Source organism: Kribbella sp. NPDC051770, assembly GCF_040681455.1.
Taxonomy (GTDB): Bacteria; Actinomycetota; Actinomycetes; order Propionibacteriales; family Kribbellaceae; genus Kribbella.
The window spans coordinates 126,764-147,820 of record NZ_JBFAYT010000011.1 but is presented as its reverse complement, the minus strand read 5'-3'; the positions used below and the strand labels follow the sequence as shown (position 1 = coordinate 147,820).

The 21,057-nt window shown below is 71.1% G+C and carries 23 protein-coding genes; 10 read left to right on the top strand and 13 right to left on the bottom strand.

What is annotated here, in order from left to right; all coding sequences use genetic code 11:
* Window positions 1-133 precede the first annotated feature (133 nt).
* From acs to AB0M01_RS31020, 3 genes are all read left to right on the top strand, one after another.
* Complete coding sequence (gene acs, locus AB0M01_RS31030) at window positions 134-2,068, top strand: acetate--CoA ligase (RefSeq protein WP_363676007.1); 1,935 nt, start codon at window positions 134-136, stop codon at window positions 2,066-2,068.
* Window positions 2,069-2,137: 69 nt separating this feature from the next.
* On the top strand, window positions 2,138-2,791 hold the full coding sequence (locus AB0M01_RS31025) for a hypothetical protein (RefSeq protein ID WP_363675771.1): 654 nt from the start codon (window positions 2,138-2,140) through the stop codon (window positions 2,789-2,791).
* Window positions 2,788-3,228: a hypothetical protein gene (locus tag AB0M01_RS31020; RefSeq protein WP_363675769.1), complete on the top strand. Its 441-nt coding sequence runs from the start codon at window positions 2,788-2,790 to the stop codon at window positions 3,226-3,228. The genes AB0M01_RS31025 and AB0M01_RS31020 overlap by 4 nt, the downstream gene beginning before the upstream one ends.
* Before the next feature lie 7 nt (window positions 3,229-3,235).
* Here AB0M01_RS31020 and AB0M01_RS31015 read toward each other — a convergent pair whose 3' ends face one another.
* Window positions 3,236-3,997 carry a GntR family transcriptional regulator gene (locus AB0M01_RS31015; RefSeq protein WP_363675767.1) on the bottom strand — a complete coding sequence of 254 codons (762 nt, stop codon included), beginning with the start codon at window positions 3,995-3,997 and terminating at the stop codon, window positions 3,236-3,238.
* A gap of 301 nt (window positions 3,998-4,298) precedes the next feature.
* On the opposite strand from AB0M01_RS31015, the gene nhaA reads away from it, so the two are divergent.
* The 3 genes from nhaA (at window position 4,299) to AB0M01_RS31000 (ending at window position 7,051) form a co-directional block, all read left to right on the top strand.
* Entirely contained in the window at window positions 4,299-5,513 is a 1,215-nt protein-coding gene (gene nhaA / locus AB0M01_RS31010; RefSeq protein ID WP_363675765.1) for a Na+/H+ antiporter NhaA, read from the top strand.
* A gap of 234 nt (window positions 5,514-5,747) precedes the next feature.
* Window positions 5,748-6,149, top strand: coding sequence for a phage holin family protein (locus tag AB0M01_RS31005; protein WP_363675763.1), 402 nt, complete (start codon window positions 5,748-5,750; stop codon window positions 6,147-6,149).
* Window positions 6,150-6,262: 113 nt separating this feature from the next.
* Window positions 6,263-7,051, top strand: a complete 789-nt coding sequence (locus AB0M01_RS31000) for an alpha/beta hydrolase (RefSeq protein ID WP_363675761.1) — start codon at window positions 6,263-6,265, stop codon at window positions 7,049-7,051.
* Here AB0M01_RS31000 and AB0M01_RS30995 read toward each other — a convergent pair.
* The 7 genes from AB0M01_RS30995 to AB0M01_RS30965 all read right to left on the bottom strand — a co-directional run bounded on the left by AB0M01_RS30995 (window position 7,048) and on the right by AB0M01_RS30965 (window position 12,643).
* Entirely contained in the window at window positions 7,048-7,758 is a 711-nt protein-coding gene (locus tag AB0M01_RS30995) for a hypothetical protein (RefSeq protein WP_363675759.1), read from the bottom strand. The genes AB0M01_RS31000 and AB0M01_RS30995 overlap by 4 nt on opposite strands.
* Complete coding sequence (locus tag AB0M01_RS30990; protein ID WP_363675757.1) at window positions 7,755-8,249, bottom strand: SigE family RNA polymerase sigma factor; 495 nt, start codon at window positions 8,247-8,249, stop codon at window positions 7,755-7,757. The genes AB0M01_RS30995 and AB0M01_RS30990 overlap by 4 nt, the downstream gene beginning before the upstream one ends.
* A gap of 58 nt (window positions 8,250-8,307) precedes the next feature.
* On the bottom strand, window positions 8,308-9,480 hold the full coding sequence (locus tag AB0M01_RS30985) for a MarP family serine protease (RefSeq protein WP_363675755.1): 1,173 nt from the start codon (window positions 9,478-9,480) through the stop codon (window positions 8,308-8,310).
* Window positions 9,477-10,244 (bottom strand): CoA pyrophosphatase, encoded by a 768-nt coding sequence (locus AB0M01_RS30980; protein WP_363675753.1) that lies wholly within the window; start codon window positions 10,242-10,244, stop codon window positions 9,477-9,479. Before AB0M01_RS30980 ends, AB0M01_RS30985 begins: the two co-directional genes overlap by 4 nt.
* Window positions 10,241-10,789 (bottom strand): TlpA disulfide reductase family protein, encoded by a 549-nt coding sequence (locus AB0M01_RS30975; protein WP_363675751.1) that lies wholly within the window; start codon window positions 10,787-10,789, stop codon window positions 10,241-10,243. Before AB0M01_RS30975 ends, AB0M01_RS30980 begins: the two co-directional genes overlap by 4 nt.
* A gap of 92 nt (window positions 10,790-10,881) precedes the next feature.
* Window positions 10,882-11,667, bottom strand: a complete 786-nt coding sequence (gene nth / locus AB0M01_RS30970) for an endonuclease III (protein WP_363675749.1) — start codon at window positions 11,665-11,667, stop codon at window positions 10,882-10,884.
* Window positions 11,668-11,698: 31 nt separating this feature from the next.
* Window positions 11,699-12,643 (bottom strand): hypothetical protein, encoded by a 945-nt coding sequence (locus AB0M01_RS30965; RefSeq protein ID WP_363675747.1) that lies wholly within the window; start codon window positions 12,641-12,643, stop codon window positions 11,699-11,701.
* A gap of 196 nt (window positions 12,644-12,839) precedes the next feature.
* On the opposite strand from AB0M01_RS30965, the gene AB0M01_RS30960 reads away from it, so the two are divergent.
* On the top strand, window positions 12,840-13,517 hold the full coding sequence (locus AB0M01_RS30960; protein ID WP_012918134.1) for a Crp/Fnr family transcriptional regulator: 678 nt from the start codon (window positions 12,840-12,842) through the stop codon (window positions 13,515-13,517).
* A 57-nt stretch (window positions 13,518-13,574) separates the two neighbouring features.
* Here AB0M01_RS30960 and cynS read toward each other — a convergent pair whose 3' ends face one another.
* The 5 genes from cynS to AB0M01_RS30935 form a co-directional block, all read right to left on the bottom strand.
* Window positions 13,575-14,027: a cyanase gene (cynS, locus tag AB0M01_RS30955; RefSeq protein WP_363675745.1), complete on the bottom strand. Its 453-nt coding sequence runs from the start codon at window positions 14,025-14,027 to the stop codon at window positions 13,575-13,577.
* A 48-nt stretch (window positions 14,028-14,075) separates the two neighbouring features.
* On the bottom strand, window positions 14,076-14,870 hold the full coding sequence (locus tag AB0M01_RS30950; RefSeq protein WP_363675743.1) for an MBL fold metallo-hydrolase: 795 nt from the start codon (window positions 14,868-14,870) through the stop codon (window positions 14,076-14,078).
* Window positions 14,867-15,694 (bottom strand): NUDIX hydrolase, encoded by an 828-nt coding sequence (locus AB0M01_RS30945; RefSeq protein ID WP_363675741.1) that lies wholly within the window; start codon window positions 15,692-15,694, stop codon window positions 14,867-14,869. Before AB0M01_RS30945 ends, AB0M01_RS30950 begins: the two co-directional genes overlap by 4 nt.
* A gap of 97 nt (window positions 15,695-15,791) precedes the next feature.
* Window positions 15,792-16,253: a RidA family protein gene (locus AB0M01_RS30940; RefSeq protein WP_363675739.1), complete on the bottom strand. Its 462-nt coding sequence runs from the start codon at window positions 16,251-16,253 to the stop codon at window positions 15,792-15,794.
* Complete coding sequence (locus AB0M01_RS30935; protein ID WP_012918129.1) at window positions 16,250-16,411, bottom strand: hypothetical protein; 162 nt, start codon at window positions 16,409-16,411, stop codon at window positions 16,250-16,252. The genes AB0M01_RS30940 and AB0M01_RS30935 overlap by 4 nt, the downstream gene beginning before the upstream one ends.
* Window positions 16,412-16,473: 62 nt before the next feature.
* Between AB0M01_RS30935 and AB0M01_RS30930 the strand changes: the two genes are divergently transcribed.
* The 3 genes from AB0M01_RS30930 to lon all read left to right on the top strand — a co-directional run bounded on the left by AB0M01_RS30930 (window position 16,474) and on the right by lon (window position 20,994).
* Window positions 16,474-17,424, top strand: a complete 951-nt coding sequence (locus AB0M01_RS30930; RefSeq protein WP_363675737.1) for an ArsA-related P-loop ATPase — start codon at window positions 16,474-16,476, stop codon at window positions 17,422-17,424.
* The gene (locus AB0M01_RS30925; RefSeq protein WP_363675735.1) at window positions 17,421-18,542 is read left to right on the top strand and encodes an ArsA family ATPase; all 1,122 of its coding nucleotides are present in this window, start codon (window positions 17,421-17,423) and stop codon (window positions 18,540-18,542) included. Before AB0M01_RS30930 ends, AB0M01_RS30925 begins: the two co-directional genes overlap by 4 nt.
* 97 nt (window positions 18,543-18,639) lie before the next feature.
* Window positions 18,640-20,994 (top strand): endopeptidase La, encoded by a 2,355-nt coding sequence (gene lon / locus AB0M01_RS30920; RefSeq protein ID WP_363675733.1) that lies wholly within the window; start codon window positions 18,640-18,642, stop codon window positions 20,992-20,994.
* The last annotated feature ends 63 nt before the right edge of the window (window positions 20,995-21,057 follow it).

The window sequence follows — 21,057 nt, the reverse complement described above, 5'->3', positions numbered from 1 at the left end:
CGAACCACCAGTACCGCGGGTGGTCTGCCGTTGGTAGAAAGGGGGCGGCGCCCGGGCGCGCCGACCGGCTATCGACGAGGAGTCCGCGACCGTGACCAGTTCCGAGCCCCAGTCCCCAGCGCTGTCGAACCTGATGCACGAGGAGCGGCGGTTCGACCCGCCGGCCGAGCTCGCGGCGCACGCGAACGTGAAGGCCGACGCCTACGACACCGCCGCGGCGGACCCGGAGGCGTTCTGGGCCGAGCAGGCCAAGCGGCTGACCTGGGCCGTCGAGCCGACCGAGACCCTCGACTGGAGCAACCCGCCGTTCGCCAAGTGGTACGCCGACGGCAAGCTCAACGCGGCGTACAACTGCGTCGACCGGCACGTCGAGAACGGGCTCGGAGACAAGGTCGCGTACTACTTCGAGGGCGAGCCGGGTGACACCCGCGAGATCACCTACGCCCAGCTCAAGGACGAGGTCAGCAAGGCCGCGAACGCGCTGCTCGAGCTGGACGTGAAGGCCGGCGACATCGTCGCGATCTACATGCCGATGATCCCCGAGACCGTGGTCGCGATGCTGGCCTGCGCCCGGATCGGCGCCCCGCACACGGTGATCTTCGGCGGCTTCTCCGCGGACGCGCTGAAGGGCCGGATCCTGGACTGCGACGCCCGCGTCGTGATCACCTCCGACGGCGGCTACCGCCGCGGCGCCCCGGCGGCGCTGAAGCCGGCCGTCGACACCGCGCTCGAGGACTGCCCGGACGTGCGCAACGTGCTCGTCGTGAACCGGACCGGTCAGGAGACCGCGATGGTCGAGGGCCGCGACCTGTGGTGGGAGGACTTCGTCGGCAAGCAGTCGACCGAGCACACCCCGGAGGCGTTCGACGCGGAGCACCCGCTGTACGTGATGTACACGTCGGGCAGCACCGGCAAGCCGAAGGGCATCCTGCACACCACCGGCGGCTACCTGGTCGGTACGTCGTACACGCAGTGGGCCGTCTTCGACCTGAAGCCGGACACCGACGTCTACTGGACCGCCGCCGACATCGGCTGGGTCACCGGGCACAGCTACATCGTGTACGGCGCGCTCGCCAACGGCACCACCTCGGTGCTGTACGAGGGGACGCCGGACACGCCGCACCAGGGCCGCTGGTGGGAGATCGTCCAGAAGTACAAGGTCTCGATCCTGTACTGCGCGCCGACCGCGATCCGCACCTTCATGAAGTGGGGCGCGGAGATCCCGGCCAAGTTCGACCTGTCCACGCTGCGCGTGATCGGCTCGGTCGGCGAGCCGATCAACCCCGAGGCCTACGTCTGGTACCGCGAGCACATCGGCGGCAACCAGGCGCCGGTGGTCGACACCTGGTGGCAGACCGAGACCGGCATGCACATGATCTCGCCGCTGCCGGGCGTCACCTCGGGCAAGCCGGGCGCCGCGATGAAGGCGATCCCGGGCGTCAGCGTCGACGTCGTCGACGACGCGGGCAAGTCGGTGCCGAACGGTTCGGGCGGCTACCTGATCATCGACAAGCCCTGGCCGGCGATGCTGCGCACGCTGTGGGGCGACGACGAGCGCTTCAAGGAGACGTACTGGTCGCGCTGGCCGGGCGTGTACTTCGCCGGCGACGGCGCCAAGAAGGACGAGGACGGCGACATCTGGCTGCTCGGCCGGGTCGACGACGTGATGAACGTGTCCGGCCACCGGCTCTCGACGACCGAGATCGAGTCGGCACTGGTCTCGCACCCGAAGGTCGCCGAGGCGGCCGTCGTCGGCGCCTCGGACCCGACCACCGGGCAGGCGATCGCGGCCTTCGTGATCCTGCGCTCGGAGGCCGGTGACGGCGGTCCGGACGTCGTCCAGGAGCTGCGCAACCACGTCGCCAAGGAGATCGGCCCGATCGCGAAGCCGCGCCAGATCATGGTCGTGGCCGAGCTGCCGAAGACCCGCTCGGGCAAGATCATGCGCCGGCTGCTCCGCGACGTCGCCGAGAACCGCGAGGTCGGCGACGTCACCACGCTGGCCGACTCGACGGTGATGGACCTGATCAAGACCAACCTGGAGTCCGGCAAGTCCGACGAGGACTGATCGTTGCCACCGAAGGCCCGGACGGTCGCCGTCCGGGCCTTCGGCCTGTTCAGGTCCTAGCCTGTGCGGGTGGAAGACCTCGAGGCCGGGCGGATCGCCAAGACCAACGACGAACGGGCGGCACTGGCCGCTCGTCTCGGGTGGGACGTCCGGTTCGACGCGCCGGAGCTGGCCGATCGCTGGCGGTACGCGTTGCCGTTCAGTCTGCGCGGCGACCAGCAGAAGTCGTTCGGGGTGCTGAGCGGGAAGCACCAGGGGGTCCCGTTCACCGCGTTCGACTTCCACCGGGTGCGGGCGGTGAAGGCGGTCCGCGACGCGTGGAACGACAAGGCGACGTACGACGACGAGTACGCGCGGATCAACACCGTCTGGGTGCTCGATCTGAAGGCCGACGTGCCGTGGTTCCAGCTCGTCGAGAACATCGACCCGGCGTACGACACCACCGGTCTTCCGGAGCCGATCACCGGTGACCCGAACTTCAACCGCTGGTACCGGCTGGTGAACACCGACCCGCAGGTCGCGGCGCAGGTCCTGCACCCCGAGCTCGCTCGGTACCTGCGCCTGCACAAGCTGCACACCTGGGCGCTGATGCACACCGAACTGGTCTTCACCACCGCCCCGATCTTCACCCGCGTCAAGCCCGACGACCTGGTCGCCACCCTCGACCGGCTGATCGGCCTGGTCGCGCTGCTCCCGCTCCCGAAGCTCGCCGAGTACCGATGACAGCCCTGGTCGCGATCCTGCACGCCGGCCTCGCCGCCGCGTGGGTCGGCGGGATGGCGTACTCGCTGTTCGTCATCCAGCCCAAGCTCGCCAGGTTCTACGCGAAGGATCCGGAGTCCCGCGAGGCGCTCACCCTGGTGATTGCCTCAGGCAACCGCTGGAAGGTGGTCGCGCTGATCACGGCGATCGCCGCCACCGGCCTCACCCTGCTGCTGCTCGACACGCAGCACTGGTGGATCCACCTGATCAAGGCCGTCCTGCTCGCGGCCGCGACGGCGATCTTCTCCTACGTCTCCTGGCGCCACTGGCCGCACCGGGTCTTCGCGACGTCGGCCGAGCTCCCGGCGTACCAGCGCAGGCTTCAGCTGCTGGCGACGACCATGCTCGCGCTGACCGGTACGGCGTTCGCGCTCGGTGTGCTGGCCGCGCACGTTTGATACTTGATCAGGTGGTGCGGTACGCGACGGTGATGTCGTAGCGGTCCGAGCGGTACGTCGAACGGCCGCACTCGATCACCTCGCCGGAGGCGGTCCGCGGGGCCGAGGTGATGATCAGGCAGGGCGTCGTCTCCTCGATGCCGAGCAACTGGGCGTCCTCGGGGGTGTCCGGCGGGGCGGCGACGATCGAGGCGGAGACCATGCCGAGCGCGACGCCGTAGCGGGACGCCAGTTCGCCGTACAGGGAGAGCTCGTCGAAGGACAGCTCGTCGAGGCCGGGGAAGCGGCGCAGGGAGAGGTTGGTGCGCTCGATCGCCATCGGCTCACCGTCGGCGAGCCGGAGCCGGACCAGGTGCAGCACCGGGGTGCCGACCGGCTCCTCCAGCTCGGCGGCCAGCGCCTCGTCGGCGGTGCCGACCCGGTGCTCGAGGACCTTCGCGCCCGGCGTGATGCCGCGGGCCTGCATGTCCTGGCTGAACGACGACGCGAGCAGCTTGTTCGGCCGCGGCTCGGCGACGAACGTGCCACCGCCCGGGCGCCGGGCGGCCAGCCCCTCAGCGACGACGCGGTCGACCTCCTGGCGGACCGTCATCCGCGCGACGCCGAAGCGCTCGGCCAGCACCCGCTCCGAGGGCAGCACGGTCCCGGCCGCCAGGCTGCGGGTCAGGCGCTCCAGGATCTCGCGGATCTGGTCACCCTTCGGCCGGTCCGTCCGCAGCTCGGTGGGGAGCTCGGCGAGGTCGCCGGGGTTGTTCCTTGGGCGGGCCATGGTGTCGTGTTCCCTGGGGATCTGGCCGGCAAACCGGTTGCCGGGGTGTGGTGACGGGTCTCGGGCCGGTTGCTCGACCGTTCACCGACAGTACTGGCCGGAGCCCCAGGACGGCCAGCGATCATCCTCCCAAACCAGCGCTGCCGCGTCGAGCCGGGTGTGCGGTGACTCATCCGGGAAAGCGCTCACCGTCACCGGCTGCGACCGGGTCGATGGCCTAGACTGAGCACGCAACGCAACAGGTGTGCCGGGAAGACTGGTCGGCGGCGGTTCGACCATGCCCCGAGCGAGAGGCCCAGCGATGCGACCAATTGACCGGATCCGGCAGCGGCGGCGTGCGTTCCCCCGGGTCCTCGGCCGCGAGCGTGCCTTCCTCGCCGACGCCCTGCGCGCCGAGACCACCGGCGGGCTGCTGCTGCTCGCGGCGGCCGTCGTCGCGCTGATCTGGGCGAACTCGCCGTGGCAGGACGCGTACCACCACGTCCGCGACCTCGACCTCGGTCCGCTCAGCGTCGAGGCCTGGTCGGCCGACGGTGCGCTGGCGATCTTCTTCTACCTGGCCGGCGTCGAGCTCAAGCGCGAACTGGTCGTCGGCACGCTGTCGAAGCTGTCCGAGGCCGTCGTCCCGGTGGTCGCCGCACTCTCCGGGATGGTGCTTCCGGCAATCATCTACCTGGGTGTGAACCTGCTCGCGCCCGGCGGCCGGACCGAGGGGTGGGCGGTGCCGACGGCGACCGACATCGCGTTCGCGCTCGCCGTACTGGCGATCGTCGGGTCGTCGCTGCCGGGGGCGCTGCGGGCTTTTCTGCTGACGCTGGCGGTGGTCGACGACTTCGGGGCGATCCTGGTGATCGCGGTGTTCTTCTCGCACGGGTTCCACCTGCTGCCGCTGCTGGCGTCGGTCGCGTTGATCGCGGTGTTCTACGCGCTGCAGCGCTTCCGCGTCCGTACGCCGTTGCTGTACGTGCCGATCGCGATCGCGGCCTGGTGGTTCATGCACGAGTCGGGGATCCACGCGACGATCGCGGGCGTCGCGCTGGGGTTCGTGACGCGGGTGCTGCCGGACGCCGGCGAGGCCGAGGCACCGGCGGAGCGGATCGAGCACAAGCTGCGGCCGTGGTCGGCGGGGGTGGCGGTGCCGCTGTTCGCACTGTTCGCGGCGGGAGTGACGCTGAGCGGCGGGGCGGTGCGGGCCATGCTGACGGATCCGGTGGCGCTCGGGATCGCGGGTGGGCTGGTGGTCGGGAAGTTCATCGGGGTGTTCGGGGGAACGTGGCTGACGACGCGGTTCACGCGAGCTGAGCTGAACTCGGACCTCGCGTGGCGGGATGTGGGCGCGGTGTCGGTGCTGGCGGGAATCGGGTTCACGGTGGCGCTGCTGATCGCGCAACTGGCGTTCGGTGGAGATGCCGCGCAGACCGAGCGCGCGAAGGCGGCGGTGCTGATCGCGTCGGCGATCGCCGCGGTGCTGGCGGCCGGGCTGCTGTTCAGGCGCAACCGGGCGTACTCCGACTGAGCTGCGTCGGACCTGCAGCACTCACCAACCCGGCGAACCTGCCGCCGGGCACGCTCGAGCAGGCGCGGATCGGTGCTGGTCGTGGTGGTTGGTGAGTGGTGGGGGTCCGCCTGGCGGGGTGCGCCGATCGGGTGACCAGTGGGATTCGCCGGCTCCCGGGTCAGGCCTCGGCGATTGGGTACCGGCGGTTCGGAGTACGCGGCGGTAGGGTCGGGGTGGGACGGAAGGAGCGCCATGTCGATGGGGCAAGAGGACGAGCCGACGGTCGGGCAGCTCGTCGCGAACGCCAGCCGGGACCTGTCCAGCCTGGTGCGCAGCGAGATCGAGCTGGGCAAGGCCGAGCTGAAGAAGACCGCGGTCAAGGCCGGGACCGGAGCGGGCCTGTTCGGCGGCGCCGCGTTCCTCGGGCTGCTCGCGATCATCCTGCTCTCCGTCGCCGCGGCGTACGGGGTCAGCGCGCTCGGGCTGCACCCGGCGCTGGCGTTCCTGATCGTCGCGGTGGTCTACCTGCTGATCGCCGCCGTCCTGGTGCTGATCGGCAAGAAGCAGCTCGGCCAGGCCAAGGGCCCGCAGCGCGCGATCGAGACCTCGAAGGAGTCGGTCGAGGCGCTCAAGGCGGTCGGGAAGGGCGACTGAGCCCCGCCGGAGTCTCCGACCTGCTCGTCGACGGGCCCTGGTCGCACGCGCTCGTTGCGGCCAACGGCGCCCGCTTCCACGTCGCCGAGTGCGGTACGGCGGACGATCCCCTGGTGCTCTTCCTGCACGGCTTCCCCGAGTTCTGGTGGGCCTGGCGGCACCAGCTGCCGGCCGTCGCCGCCGCCGGGTATCGGGCGGTCGCGATGGATCTGCGCGGGTACGGCGCGAGCGACAAGACACCGCGTGGGTACGACCCGTTCACGGTGGCGGCCGACGTGTCCGGCGTGATCCGCTCGCTGGGTGCGTCGGAGGCGGTCGTGGTCGGGCACGGTTGGGGCGGGTTCGTCGCTTGGTCGGCCGCTGTGCTGGCATCGCGACAGGTGCGGGCGCTGGCGGCTGTGTCGGCTCCGCACCCGCTGATGCTGCTGCGTTCGGGCCGGCCGCGGGCGGCTGCGCAGGTCGGATGGTTCCAGCTGCCGATCCTGCCCGAGCGGCGGCTGCTGGCGCACGACGGGATCCACATCGAGCAACTACTGCGGGCGTGGGCTGCGCCGGGTGGTGACTTCCCGGACGCGGAGGCATCGCGGCGGTACCGGGCGGCCCTGCAGGTCTGGCCGGCGCCGCATTGCGCGCTGGAGTACCACCGGTGGTTCGTGCGGTCTCGGCTGCGGACTGATGGGCGCCGGTACTCCGCGCGGATGCGCGAGCCTGTCGACGTACCGGTGCTGCAGGTGCACGGCGGGCAGGACGGCGCCGTGGCGCCGGCGAGCTGGATCACGCCGCCGGAGCTGATCACCGCGCCGATGCGGCAGGAGGTGCTGACGACCGTCGGGCACTTCCCGCACGAGGAAGCGCCCGATCAGTTCACCGAGGTGCTGCTGGACTGGCTGGGGACGGTCTAGGAGACGGCTTCGGGGCCGACGGTCCCGGTGACCTTCCACTCGCCGGCCTTCTCGTCGAGGCGGAAGGTGAGCCAGCGAGCGGCGAGGCAGCCGCGCCAGATGCTCGCGTCGACCTCGACATGACCGGCCTGGTGCACGATCTTCCCGACCGTCACGTACGGGCCGCCGGCGTCCGGAGCGCAGGGATCGGGCAGCGGCGGGCGCTTGGTGATCCACTCCAGCTTGATCGGCGCCAACTGGTTGGCGATCGTGGACTTCTCGGCGTTGGTGAACGGCTTACCGCGCTGTGAGGCGCCGTTCTGCTGGGGTGCGTCGAGGACGTAGTACGTCGCGGCGCCTGGCTCGCGGTCGATGATGCCCTTGATCGCGGCGGCCCAGATCCGCTCGTCGTCGGTCAGAGCGAGCCCCAGCGGGTCACCGACGGAAACCCCGGGGGCGCTCGGCGTGGCCGCCGGCGCCTGGAGGTCGGTGGAGTGCGGGACGTTCTCGCGAATGATGACTGCGGCGGCAACCACAAGAACCACCGCGGCCGCGCCGGCCAAGACCGGGACGAAGCGCCGGCGGCCGGACACCGCCCGGCCGGTCGAGACCCGGGCGGCGGGCGAACCGGGCGATTTGTTTGCTGCTAGCAACCGATCGGCTTGGAACTCCTTGTCCGTAAAGGTTTCCCGGAGCAGGTCGCCGAGCTCTTGGTCGGACTTGGTCATCGCGTGGCTCCTAGGTCGGCGCGCAGGGCTGCCAGGGCCCGGGCCGCGTTGGACCGGACGGTGCTCGCCGTGCAACCCAGCACGGTGGCGATCTCGTCGTCCGGCAGGTCTTCGTAGTACCGCAGGACCAGTACGGCGCGTTGCCGGCGGGGCAGGGTCGCGAGCAGGCGCCAGGCGGCGTCGCGTTCGACCTGGCGGGTGCTCAGGTCCTCGGTGGACGGGGTATCGGCGAGGTCGGCGAGGGGGAGCTCGCGGTTCTTCAGGCGGCGGCGCCAGCTGAGGAACTCGTTCACCACCATCGTGCGCAGGTAGGCCTTGGGGTGCTCGAGCCCACCGATCCGTTTCCAGCGGCGGTGGGCGCGAGTGAGGACGGACTGGACGAGGTCCTCGGCGGTGTGGGCGTCAGCGGTCAGCATGTAGGCGGTTCGCTGCAGGCGCCGCTGGCTCGACCGAGCGACCTCGTCGAAACCTGAAGACACCTCGCTGGTCACCGTCACACTCTCCCAACGCAGCGGACCAGCGGATCTGCTGCATTTTCAGAGAGAGAATTTAAGTGCAGGTACGGGTGGAGACCGGCTTCGTGGCTCGCTCGCCCTGTTCCGCGTCGTCGGCGACCTGGGCCGCAGTCAGCACGTAGCCCGTGCGGTTGTCCTCGACCGACGCGGCGAAGACCACGCCGTACACGGTCCCCCGGGTGGAGATCAGCGGACCACCGGAGTTGCCCGGTCGCACCGACGCCCAGATCGAGAACGCCTTGCGGGTCACCGTCCGGTCGCCGTAGATGTCCGGGCCGCGCAGCCGCTCCTCCGAGCGGATCCGGGCCGGCTCGGAGTTGAACGGGCCGTTCTCCGGGTAGCCCAGCACGACCGACGCGGCATCGGCCTTGCCGCTGTCGTCGAAGACCAGGGGCTGCGCGTTGAGCTTCGGCACGTACAGCACCGCGACGTCGACCTCCGGGTCGAACAGCACCACCGTCGCGTCGTACGAGCGCTTGTCGACCTCGACCTTCGGGTTCTCGACGCCGGCCACCACGTGCGCGTTGGTCATCACCCGCTGCGGTGCGTAGACGAAGCCCGAGCCCTCGAGCCCGCGGGAGCAGTTCGCGACGCCGGTCACCTTCGCGATCCGGCTGTACGCCGCCTTGACCGCCGCGGTCCGCCCGATGCCGCCGTCCGGCGGCTGGGTCTCGCGGATCCGCTCCGGGACGAACGGGTCCAGGAAGCGCGGGAACAGATCGGTGTTCACCACGTCGTTGAAGGCCTGCAGCGCCTGGTCGGCCCGGTTCGGCAGCACCTCGTCGACCTTGGCCAGCACCTGCGAACCGCGCACCGCCGACGTCACGTCCGGGATCCGCGCGCCGCTCACCGCGACGCCGAGCACCCAGGAGACAACCAGCACCGAGGCGGCAGCCAGCACCGCGCCCCCGAGCGCGTCGACGGCCTTGACCGGTTTCCAGGAGATCTTGTTTCTCAGCCGGGAGCCGAGCAGCGCGCCGATCGTCCGGCCGACCGAGGCCAGCAGGATCACCAGCACCAGCGCCGCGAACGACACCTCGACGCTCGGTGAGAAGTTGTCCAGCACCTTCGGTACGCCGTACACGCCGACGGCGGCGCCGGCCAGCAGGCCGAGCGTCGCGCAGGCGCCGAGGATGAAGCCCTCGACGTACCCGGAGACGGCCACCAGCACGGTGACCGCGACCAGCACCCAATCGAGAACGCTCACTCGTCACCCTCCGGACGCCCAAGGTCGTGCTCGATGGCAGTCAGCCGCCGCTCCTCCTGCGACCGCTGCCCCTCACTCCGCCAGGCCGCCTCGACCAGCCGGTCGGGCAACGGTACGACGTGAGCCGGGTCCCAGTCGCGCGCCCAGCCGCCGAGCAGCAGCAATTTGTCGAGCAGACCGGCGGTGAAGCCCCAGATGAACAGGTCGCCGATCACGAACGCCGGGCCGGTGAAACCGGACGGGTGGATGCAGCTGATCCGGTTCGCCGGGTCGGCCAGCGCGGACAGCGCGACGCGGTGCACGGAGGCGACCTCGGCCGGGTCGACGACCGCGACCGGCGAGGGTTCGCGCCACCAGGCGAGCACGGGTGAGACACCGAAGTTGCTGACCGGGACCCAGAGTGCGGGCCAGATCGCGAACACCTCGACCCCGGTCGGGTCGAGCCCGGTCTCCTCCTCGGCCTCGCGCAGCGCGGTCCGGATCAGCCCGTCGGTGCCGGTGCCGTCCTCCTCGTCGCTGCGGCCACCGGGGAACGCCATCTGGCCGGCGTGCGAGCGCAGCGTCCAGGAGCGCTCGGTGAGCAGTACGTCGGGGCCGTCGGCATCGTTGCCGTCAGCAAGCAGAATCAGGACGGCGGACTCCCGGACGGCCGGGTCGTCGGGCGGCAGGAAGCGCGAGAGCTCATTCGGGTCAACGGTTTTCGAGGCCGTCAGCAACGGGTGCAGCCAGGCCGGGATCTCGGTGTCGAACGTCGTCGCGGTCACAGCGTGACTCCCAGTTTGTCCTGCACCAGCTGGTCGAGCTCCTGCTGGGACTTGAGCACGCCGCGGTGCACGTAGACGACCTTGCCGTCCTCGTCGACGAACGCGGTCAGCGGCGGGCCACCGACCTTGAGCGGCTGCTGGACGGCCTTCTCGGCGTCGACCAGGTGCGGGTAGGCCAGCCCGTGCTCGCGCGCGAACTGCACCGCGAGCTCGCTGCGCGGATCGGCGTAGTCGATCCCCAGCAACTTGACCTTGCCGCCGGCCTTCCTCTGCAGCTCGGCGAGGTACGGCGCCTCCTCGCGGCACGGGCCGCACCACTGCGCCCAGACGTTCACCACCAGGGGCCCGCGCAGGTCGGCGAGCCGGATGTCGGGCCCGTCCCCGAGGCAGGGCAGGCTCACGTCTGGCAGTCCGTTGCTGACCGGAGGCTTCGACGGCGCGGCCTCACAAGCCAGCGCCTGCTCGGCCGCCTCCGGACTCGGCGCGCTGCTGATCGCCTCAGCGCCGCAGGCGGCGAGGAACAGCGATGCGGCGACAGCCGGCACCGGCACGATGCGGCGAAGCCGCGAGCCTGGGGGCCGAGCCCGCCGCCCCCCACTCTCGGGGGCGAGGCGGCGAAGCCGCGAGCCCGTACTGCTCACGCCGGGACCTTGACGAGTTTTCCGGCGAGCTCCGGGTCGGTCGGGCCGGTGCCGTACGACGGGCACCACTGGGCGATCGGGCACGCGCCGCACGCGGGCTTCTTGGCGTGGCAGCGGCGGCGGCCGTGGAAGATCAGGCGGTGCGACAGCATCGTCCAGTCCTTCTTCGGGAACAGCGCGCCGATCAGGTGCTCGACCTTGACCGGGTCCTCCTCCGTGGTCCAGCCGAAGCGGCGGACCAGGCGCCCGAAGTGCGTGTCGACGGTGATCCCGGGGACGCCGAACGCGTTGCCCAGGACGACGTTCGCGGTCTTGCGGCCGGTGCCGGGGAGCTTGACCAGCTCCTCCAGCTTGCCGGGCACGACGCCGTCGTAGTCGTCCACGAGCGCCTGGCCGAGCTTCAGCAGGCTGTTCGTCTTGGCCCGGAAGAAGCCGGTCGGCTTGAGGATCGTCTCCATCTCCTCCCGGTCCGCCTCGGCGTACGCCTGCGCAGTCGGGTAGCGGGAGAACAGCGTCGGCGTCACCTTGTTCACCGTGACGTCGGTGGTCTGCGCCGACAGGATGGTGGCGACGAGCAGCTCCAGCGGCGTCGTGAAGTCGAGCTCGCAGTGCGCGTCGGGGTAGGTGTCGGTGAGCACCTTGTGCATCTTGCGGGCCCGCCGGACCAGCTGCGTCGGCGTCTCCTCGGCGTACACCGGGGCCTTCCGCGGCAGCTTCACGGGCGGGTGCAGCACCGGGGCCGGCACCGGGTGCGGATTGGGGTCCGCGACGCGCTGGGTCATGGAGGCCAGACTACGTGCGGCACTCCACCTGTCATCCACTACCGGGCTGGTCCGGTACGGCGGTCAGCGGCGCGGTGCGTAGCGGCACGGTGATGCTCTGGTGCTGCCCGCCCGGGTGCGGCACCGGCGGGTCGATCGCGTTCAGCCGGATCGCCAGCTCGTCCAGTACGCCGGCCGTCACCTCGGGATCGCTCACCGCCGTACCGGCGGGCGCCAGGAGCGCCTCCGCCTCGATCGGCGGGTTGTCACCGAAGTAGCGCGCCGCGTCCGTGTTGACGATCCAGCAGGCCACCGCGATCCGCACGTGCCCGAGCTCCGGCACGCTGACCAGTACGTCGGCGTAATAGGTCGCGCCCTCGTCGCCGAGCCGCGCGGTCGTCGCCAGCTCCGCATCACCGACCGGCGCGGGCAGCAACGCCCGTACGGCGTCCTCGACCTTCCTGGCGAGCAGCCCGTGCGTGGCGACCGGCTCGCTGTTCACCCGGCGCGTCGCGCCCCGGATCGAGTCCGCGGCCAGCAGGCGCAGCTCGTCGGTCCGGCCCAGCTCGCTGAGCAGGTTGCGCAGGCGCTGCTCGTCGGCGGGGTACGAACTGCCCCGCAACCACCTGATCGCCTCGTCCAGCTCGCCGCGGTGGAGGAGGTCGTCGATCCCGCCCAGCCCGCCGGCGGGCATCCCGTCGACGCCGTACACGCGGATCAGCCCGGCGAGCTCACCGCCGCGCTCCCCGACGAACTGCCGCAGCTGCCCAGGCGCGTCCGGGTCGGAGCTCGCCCGCAGGATCGCGATCGCGTCGTCCAGCCGCCCGGCCTCGCGGAGCAGCAGTACGACGGCCTTCTCGCTCCCCAGCGGACTGCTTGTCAGCAGCGCCACCGCGCCGTCCACGTCCCCCTGCCGGGCCAGCTCCCGAGCCTGTCTCGTCAGAGACGCGCGCTCACTCAGCGGCTGCTTCCGCCGCCGCGCACGCCATCCCCTCACCCATCCGAGCACCCCTCATCCTGCCTCGGGCCGGCGGCCGCCGGACGGGGTTCCCGGCGCGTCCCGGGCGACCTACGTGGCGGTTCCGTGACCGGAGGAAGTACGGTTTTGAGGCGGCCGGGTGCTTTCTGACCGGCGCCGAGGGGGCTCAAGGCCCCTCTCGAAGCTTGCAGTTGAGGTCCGAGGAGGCCCAAACGTGGACGCCGCAGTGCTCCGACAGGCACCGCTGTTCAGTCAGCTGGACGACGAGGCAGCCGACGCGCTGGCCGCGTCGATGACCGAGAACCGGCTGCGTCGCGGCCAGGTGCTGTTCCACGAAGGCGACTCCGGCGACCGGCTGTTCGTCGTGGTCGAGGGCAAGGTGAAGCTCGGCCGGACCTCCGCGGACGGCCGCGAGAACCTGATCGCCGTGCTCGGCCCGGGCCAGATGTTCGGCGAGCTGTCCCTGTTCGACCCCGGACCGCGCTCGGCGACCGTCACCGCGGTCACCGACGCGTCGATGATGTCGCTGACCCACGACGAGCTGCTGCGCTGGCTGGCCGGTCGCCCCGAGGTGGCCCGCGGCCTGCTGCTGCAGCTCGCGTCCCGCCTGCGCAAGGTCTCCGACGTGGTCGCCGACCTGGTCTTCTCCGACGTCCCGGGCCGGGTCGCCAAGGCACTGCTCGACCTGGCCAGCCGCTTCGGCCGGACCGCGGACGACGGCGTCCACGTGCACCACGACCTGACCCAGGAGGAGCTCGCCCAGCTGGTCGGCGCCTCCCGCGAGACCGTCAACAAGGCCCTGGCCGACTTCGCCTCCCGGGGCTGGGTCCGGCTGGAGCCGCGCTCGGTCGTCCTGCTGGACGTCGAGCGCCTGCAGCGCCGCGCCCGCTGACCTGCCGCGACCGGTACGCCGTACCGGGGCCGCCCGCGACGAGCGGCCCCGCGACGGTCAGAACTCGCGGTACTGCAGGTACTTGCCGTTCAGCGTGATGACCACCCGGTCGCCCTTCGGGTCGGCGACCCGCTCGAGCTCGACCTCGAAGTCGATCGCGCTCATGATCCCGTCGCCGAACTCCTCGCGGATCAGCTCGTTCACCGCGCTGCCGTAGACCTGGACGATCTCCTGCAGCCGGTAGACGGCCGGCTCGCTGGTGTCGACGACGTGCGCGCCGCGCACCGCCGGCAGCTGCAGCGCCTCGACCACCTCGGTGTCCAGCTCCAGCAGCTTCCCGAACTGCTCGGCCAGCTCACGGCCGATCGGGTGCTGACCGAGCAGCGCGGCCGTCACCCAGACCTTGCCCTTGCCGACCTCACGGGCGATCTCCGCCCAGGTCAGACCCAGTCGGCGCTTCGCCGCGAGCACGGCGTCCCCGGCGTCGAGCCGGACGACCGCATCCGTCATCGGACACACCTCCACGTCGTGAGGTGTATACAGTATTCGTTGCCCTGGTCAGTCGTCTACACCGAGGTACACCAACTGGGCCCGGACCGAGCGCTCGGCGGCCGGCCAGAGCGACTTGTCGACGTCGGCGTACACGGTCTCCACGACGGCCTCGGGCGTGGTGTGACCGGCGGCGACCGCGGCGCGGACCTGGTCGAGGCGTTCGCGACGGTGGTCCAGGTAGAAGCTGAGCACCGCCGTCGGGTCCTCGATCACCGGGCCGTGGCCGGGCAGCAACCGGTCGACCCCGGCCGCGGAGTTGGCGAACGCGCGCAGGCTCTCCAGCGACTCCAGGTAGGGGCCCAGGGCACCGTCCGGGTGCGCGACCACCGACGTACCGCGGCCGAGAACCGTGTCACCGGTGAGCAGCGAGCCGTCCTGCGGCAGCCAGAAGCAGACCGAGTCGAGCGTGTGCCCGGGCGTCGGCAGCACCTCGATCCGCAGCTCGCCCGCGCCGATCACGTCCCCCTCGGCCAGCCCGTGCGCATGGTCGGTCGGGACCCGGTACGCCGGGTCGACGGCGCGGACCGGGCAGTTCGCCAGGTTCGCGAAGTACGCCGCGCCCTCGGAGTGGTCGAGGTGGTTGTGCGTCAGCAGCACGGTCTGGACGGTGGCACCGGCGCTCTCCACGGCCGCCAGTACGGCGTGCAGGTGGTCCTCGAGCAGTGGGCCGGGGTCGACGACGACCGCGCGGTCGGAGCCGGGGGCGCGCAGGATCCAGGTGTTGGTGCCGTCCAGCGTCATCAGGCCCGGGTTCGCGGCGAGCACGCGGGCGGCGTACGGGGTGATCTGCTCGGCGGTCATTCGGTCTCCAGGTAGGCCTTGTCGTTCTCGACGCGGACGGTCGGTTGCACCGGGACGATCGTGCGGTCGGCGGCGGAGGCCAGGACGGCGGCGACGTCGGCGTACGGCGTGATGTCGCGACAGCACAGGTACGTCGGCGGCAGCATCAGCATCTCGCCCGCGTCGACGGCCTCGATCGCCGCGGCCGGAGGCATCCAGGCGACCTGGTCGGACTCGCTGGTCACGTCGCGGGTGACCTGGCCGGGCGGCAGCGCGGCGACGAAGAAGCGGGTGTCGTAGCGGCGCGGCTCGAACTCGGGGGTGATCCAGTGCGCCCAGGGCGCGAGCAGGTCGGCCCGCAGGACGAGCCCGCGGCGGTGCAGGAAGTCGGCGAATCCGAGCGAGCGGTCCTCGAGGGCGACCCGGTCGGCCTCCCAGTCGGCGCCGGTGGTGTCGCTGACGACGGTCTCGGTGGAAGGGCCGGCGAGCAGGACGCCGGACTCCTCGAAGGTCTCGCGGACAGCGGCCGCGACGTACGCCGCTGCCGTCTCGGCCGAGCAGCCGAGCCGCTCGCCGAACCACTGCGGGGACGGACCTTCCCAGGAGTCGGCGATGCTCGCGTCGGTCGCGTCGACGCGGCCGCCGGGGAAGACGGTCATGCCCGCGGCGAACGCCATCGACTGCTGCCGCCGGAGCAGGTAGACCTCGGGTCCGGCGGCGGTGTCCCGCAGCAGAATGACGGTGGACGCGGGGCGAGGCTCGGCGGGTGTGCGGCCCTCGCGCACGTGCGCGAGAGCCACCTCCGCCATCCGCCCGGACAGGAGCTCAGACCTCAGGTCACGCACTACTTGAACCTCCTGTGCGGGGTGGGGACGCCGCCCACGGACCGAGCCGGCGCCGCCGGCCGGTGAGGCGGGCGAGGCCGGCTCACCGGCGTACAGGTCAGACGACCTCGACGATCAGCTCGACCTCGACCGGGGCGTCCAGCGGCAGGACCGGGACACCGACCGCGCTGCGGGCGTGCTGGCCGGCCTCCTCGAAGACCTGGCCGAACAACTCGGAGGCGCCGTTCGCGACCTGCGGCTGGCCGGTGAAGTCCGGCGTGGAGGCGATGAACGCGACCGCCTTGACGATCCGCTTGACGTTCGCCAGGTCGCCGATCTCGGCCTTGACCGCGGCCAGCGCGTTCAGCGCGCACTGCTGGGCGCACTCGGCGGCCACCTCGGGGGTGACCTCGCCACCGACCTTGCCGGTGGCGAACAGCGCGCCCTCGCGCAGCGGCAGCTGGCCGGAGGTGTAGACCAGATTGCCGGTCCGGACCGCCGGGACGTAGGCGGCGACCGGCTTGGCGACGTCGGGCAGCTTCAGGCCGAGCTCGGCCAGCTTCTCCTCGGGGTGGCTCATGACTCGGTGATCTCCCGCTTGAAGTAGGCGACCAGGTTCTCCGGGTTCAGCCCCGGGACGACCTGGACCAGCTCCCAGCCGTCCTGGCCGAAGTTGTCCAGGATCTCCTTGGTCGAGTGGACCAGCAACGGCGCGGTGAAGTACTCGAACTTCTTCATGGAGTGGACTCTAACGGGCGCCCTCCGGACTGTGCTGTGGGCCACGTCCTACGCTGGGGGACATGGCGAGGCTGCATGTGGTCACCGGGAAAGGTGGCACGGGGAAGACGACGGTGGCCGCCGCCATGGCGCTGGCGCTGGCCGACGAGGGCAAGCGGGTGCTGCTGGTCGAGGTCGAGGGGCGCCAAGGCCTGGCCCAGCTGTTCGACGTCCCGCCACTCCCGTACGTCGAACGCCGGATCGCCGTCGGGCCCGCCGGCGGAGAGGTCTACGCGCTCGCCGTGGACGCCGAGGCGGCGCTGCTGGAGTACCTGGACATGTACTACCACCTCGGCCGGGCCGGGAAGGCGCTCGACAAGGTCGGCGCGGTCGACTTCGTCACCACCATCGCGCCCGGGCTGCGCGACGTGCTGCTGACCGGCAAGGTCTACGAGGCGACCCGGCGCAAGGCGCACGGCCGGCTCGCGTACGACGCGGTGGTGCTGGACGCGCCGCCGACCGGGCGGATCGGCCCGTTCCTGAACGTCAACCACGAGGTCGCCGGGCTGGCCAAGGTCGGCCCGATCCGCAACCAGGCGGACGCGATCATGGGCATGCTGCGCTCCGACGTGACCCGGATCCACCTGGTCACGCTGCTGGAGGAGATGCCGGTCCAGGAGACCCTGGACGCGGTCGAGCAGCTGGAGGCGCTGGACCTGCGGATCGGCTCGATCGTGGTGAACATGGTCCGGCACAGCCCGCTCGACGACGAGGCGCTCGCGCTGGCGGTGAAGGAGAAGCTGCCCGCGGCGGAGCTGACCCGCGGGCTGCGCGCGGCCGGGATCTCGGCGAGCAAGCAGATGGTGGCGACGCTGGCGGCGGAGGCGCGCGACCACGCCGTACGGATCGGGCTGGAGCGGGAGAACCGCGACCGGATCGATGCCCTGGGCAAGCAAGTGACGGAGATCGGCCTGGTGCCGGACGGGATCGACCACGGCGCACTGTTCGATCTGGCTGAGGAGTTGCGTTCGTGACCGCCCTGGATCTGGACGCTCTGATCGACGACCCGAAGACGCGGATCGTCGTCACCTGCGGCGCGGGTGGGGTCGGGAAGACCACCACCGCGGCCGCTCTCGGGCTACGGGCTGCTGAGCGAGGGCGGAAGGTCGTCGTACTCACGATCGACCCGGCGCGCAGGCTGGCGCAGTCGCTCGGGCTGACCGAGCTGGACAACACCCCGCGCGCGGTCCAGGACGTCGACGGGGCGAACGGCGGCAGCCTGGACGCGATGATGCTGGACATGAAGCGCACCTTCGACGAGGTGGTGCTCGCGCACGCGACCCCGGAGAAGGCCGAGCAGATCCTGGCCAACCCGTTCTACGTCGCGCTGTCGTCGTCGTTCGCGGGGACGCAGGAGTACATGGCGATGGAGAAGCTCGGCCAGCTGCACAAGCAGGCCGAGCGGACCGGCGAGTGGGACCTGATCGTCGTCGACACCCCGCCGTCGCGCTCCGCTCTGGACTTCCTGGATGCGCCCGAGCGGCTGGCGTCGTTGCTGGAGGGCCGCTTCCTGCGGCTGCTGCTCGCGCCGGCCCGCGGTCCGCTGCGGCTGATGTCGGCCGGCGTGAACCTGGCGATGTCGGTGATGAACAAGGTGCTCGGCGCACAGGTGCTGACCGACGTACAGACCTTCGCGGCCGCGTTCGACACGCTCTTCGGCGGGTTCCGCGAGCGCGCCGAGAAGACCGTGGCGCTGCTCCGGGAACCGCACACCGCGTTCCTGGTCGTCGCCGCGCCCCAGAACGACGCGCTCCGCGAGGCGTCGTACTTCACCGACCGCCTCCGCGAGGAGCGGATGCCGCTCGCGGGCGTCGTACTGAACCGCGTGACCACCACTCACGCCCCCGACCTCTCCGCGGAACGAGCCCTGGCCGCCGCCGAGAAGCTGACCGAGGCCGAGAAGTCCGACCTCACCGCCGCGGTTCTCCTGCTCCACGCCGACCGGATGCAGCAGGTCGTCGGCGAGACCAAACGCGCCGATCGCTTCCGGAGAGGTCACCGCTCGATCGCGACCGTCGACGTCCCGGCTCTCCCGGACGACGTCCACGATCTTTCCGGTCTACGCCAGATCGGCGACCTGCTCACCGCCTGATTTTCACCGTCGGCGAACACCACAGCCCTCGGGAATGACCAGGTCACCCCCACCGTTGAGCCTGTCAGACTCAATCTTCAAGTGAGGGTGTGACAGCGTGACTGAGACGTTGAATCTTCCTGTTCTGCCGTTGGACGACGTCGTGGTCCTGCCGGGAATGGTCGTGCCCGTACGTCTGGCCGACACCGAGGCCAGGGCCGCCATCGACGCGGCGCAGGCTTCCGGACAGGACAAGGTGCTGCTGGTGCCGCGCCTGGACGGCAAATATGCGAAGGCCGGGACGCTCGGCGAGATCGAGCAGATCGGCCGGCTGCCGGGCGGCGCCCAGGCGGCCGTGATCCGGGGTACCGCCCGGGTCCTGATCGGCGCCGGGACCACCGGTCCGGGTGCGGCCCTGTGGGTCGGCGCCACGGTGCTGAACGAGATCACCGACGAGCGGTCGGCGGAGCTCTCCCGCGAGTACAAGACCCTGGTGACGAGCGTGCTCGAACGCCGCGGCGCCTACCAGGTGATCGACTCCGTGAAGCAGGTGACCGCTCCGGCCGAGCTGGCCGACCTGGCCGGCTACGCGTCGTACCTGAACGACACGCAGAAGCTGGAGCTGCTGGAGAACGCGAACGTCACCGAGCGGCTGACCAAGCTGATCGGCTGGGTCCGCGACCACCTGGCCGAGCTCGAGGTCTCCGAGACGATCCAGAAGGACGTCCAGGAGGGCATGGAGAAGCAGCAGCGCGAGTTCCTGCTGCGCCAGCAGATGGCCGCGATCCGCAAGGAGCTGGCCGAGCTGGACGGCAAGGCCGAGTCCGAGGAAGAGGACTACCGGGCCCGCGTCGAGGCGGCCGACCTGCCGGAGCACGTCAAGAAGGCGGCGCTCGCGGAGGTCGACAAGCTGGAGCGGACCGCCGAGCAGTCCCCCGAGGTCGGCTGGATCCGGACCTGGCTGGACACCGTGCTCGAGCTGCCCTGGAACGAGCGGACCGAGGACGGCTACGACATCCGTGAGGCCCGGGCGGTCCTGGACGCCGACCACGCCGGCCTGGACGTCGTGAAGGAGCGCATCACCGAGTACCTCGCCGTACGGCGTCGCCGCGCGGACCGTGGGCTCGGAGTGGTCGGTGGACGCCGCAGCGGCGCCGTACTGGCCCTGGTCGGTCCTCCTGGTGTGGGTAAGACCTCGCTGGGCGAGTCGGTGGCCCGTGCGATGGGCCGCAAGTTCGTCCGGGTGGCGCTGGGTGGTGTCCGGGACGAGGCCGAGATCCGTGGTCACCGCCGGACGTACGTCGGTGCCCTGCCGGGCCGGATCGTCCGGGCGATCACCGAGGCCGGTTCGATGAACCCGGTGGTGCTGCTGGACGAGATCGACAAGGTCGGCGCGGACTACCGGGGCGACCCGACGGCGGCGCTGCTCGAGGTCCTGGACCCGGCGCAGAACCACACGTTCCGCGACCACTACCTGGAGGTCGAGCTGGACCTGTCCGACGTGGTGTTCCTGGCCACGGCGAACGTGCTGGACTCGATTCCGGCTCCGCTGCTGGACCGGATGGAGCTGGTGCAGCTGGACGGGTACACCGAGGAGGAGAAGGTCGTGATCGCTCGCGACCACCTGCTCCCGCGGCAGCTCGAGCGGGCCGGTCTGACGGCCGACGAGGTCACTGTCGAGGAGTCGGCGCTGCGCTTGCTGGCCGGCGAGTACACCCGCGAGGCCGGCGTACGGCAGCTGGAGCGGTCCATCTCCCGCGTACTGCGGAAGGTGACGGCGAAGCTGGCGCTCGGTGAGGACCTGGGTGGTTCGGTGACAGTGGATGCCAGTGAGCTGAAGAAATACCTGGGCTCGCCGAAGTTCACGCCGGAGTCGGCGGAGCGGACCGCGCTGCCGGGTGTGGCGACCGGGCTGGCCGTGACCGGAGCCGGTGGAGACGTGCTCTTCGTGGAGGCCTCGCTGGCCGACAAGGAGACCGGACCGACCGGGGTCACGCTGACCGGGCAGCTGGGCGACGTGATGAAGGAGTCGGCGCAGATCGCGCTGTCCTACCTGCGCTCGCACGGCGCGGAGCTGGGGCTGCCGGTCGGCGACCTGGCCGAGCGGAACGCGCACATCCACGTTCCGGCCGGAGCGGTCCCGAAGGACGGGCCGTCGGCGGGTGTCACGATGACGACCGCGCTGGCGTCGCTGCTGTCCGGCCGGCCGGTCCGTTCGGAGGTCGCGATGACCGGTGAGGTGTCGCTGACCGGCCGGGTGCTCCCGATCGGTGGCGTGAAGCAGAAGCTGCTCGCCGCCCACCGGGCCGGCCTGACCACGATCCTGATCCCGAAGCGCAACGAGCCGGACCTGGAGGACGTGCCCGCGTCCGTGCTGGCGGAGCTGACCGTTCACCCGGTGAGCGACGTCCGCGAGGTCCTGGACCTGGCGCTGGTCCCGGCGCAGGTCGACGCGCGGCAGTACGCCGCCTGATCCACAACCCCGGTACGCCGGCCGGCGTACCGGGGGCGGGAAACCCCTGACGGCCGACCCACC

What these genes read in the sequence shown, in the direction of transcription:
- cynS (WP_363675745.1), bottom strand. Translation starts at nt 14,027, where the DNA reads ATGACGGATGCGGTCGTCCGGCTCGACGCCGGGGACGCCGTGCTCGCG.
- nth (WP_363675749.1), bottom strand. Translation starts at nt 11,667, where the DNA reads ATGACCCAGCGCGTCGCGGACCCCAATCCGCACCCGGTGCCGGCCCCG.
- acs (WP_363676007.1), top strand. Translation starts at nt 134, where the DNA reads ATGCACGAGGAGCGGCGGTTCGACCCGCCGGCCGAGCTCGCGGCGCAC.
- AB0M01_RS31020 (WP_363675769.1), top strand. Translation starts at nt 2,788, where the DNA reads ATGACAGCCCTGGTCGCGATCCTGCACGCCGGCCTCGCCGCCGCGTGG.
- AB0M01_RS30930 (WP_363675737.1), top strand. Translation starts at nt 16,474, where the DNA reads ATGGCGAGGCTGCATGTGGTCACCGGGAAAGGTGGCACGGGGAAGACG.
- AB0M01_RS31005 (WP_363675763.1), top strand. Translation starts at nt 5,748, where the DNA reads ATGTCGATGGGGCAAGAGGACGAGCCGACGGTCGGGCAGCTCGTCGCG.
- AB0M01_RS31015 (WP_363675767.1), bottom strand. Translation starts at nt 3,997, where the DNA reads ATGGCCCGCCCAAGGAACAACCCCGGCGACCTCGCCGAGCTCCCCACC.
- AB0M01_RS30950 (WP_363675743.1), bottom strand. Translation starts at nt 14,870, where the DNA reads ATGACCGCCGAGCAGATCACCCCGTACGCCGCCCGCGTGCTCGCCGCG.
- AB0M01_RS30995 (WP_363675759.1), bottom strand. Translation starts at nt 7,758, where the DNA reads ATGACCAAGTCCGACCAAGAGCTCGGCGACCTGCTCCGGGAAACCTTT.
- AB0M01_RS30940 (WP_363675739.1), bottom strand. Translation starts at nt 16,253, where the DNA reads ATGAGCCACCCCGAGGAGAAGCTGGCCGAGCTCGGCCTGAAGCTGCCC.
- nhaA (WP_363675765.1), top strand. Translation starts at nt 4,299, where the DNA reads ATGCGACCAATTGACCGGATCCGGCAGCGGCGGCGTGCGTTCCCCCGG.
- AB0M01_RS30935 (WP_012918129.1), bottom strand. Translation starts at nt 16,411, where the DNA reads ATGAAGAAGTTCGAGTACTTCACCGCGCCGTTGCTGGTCCACTCGACC.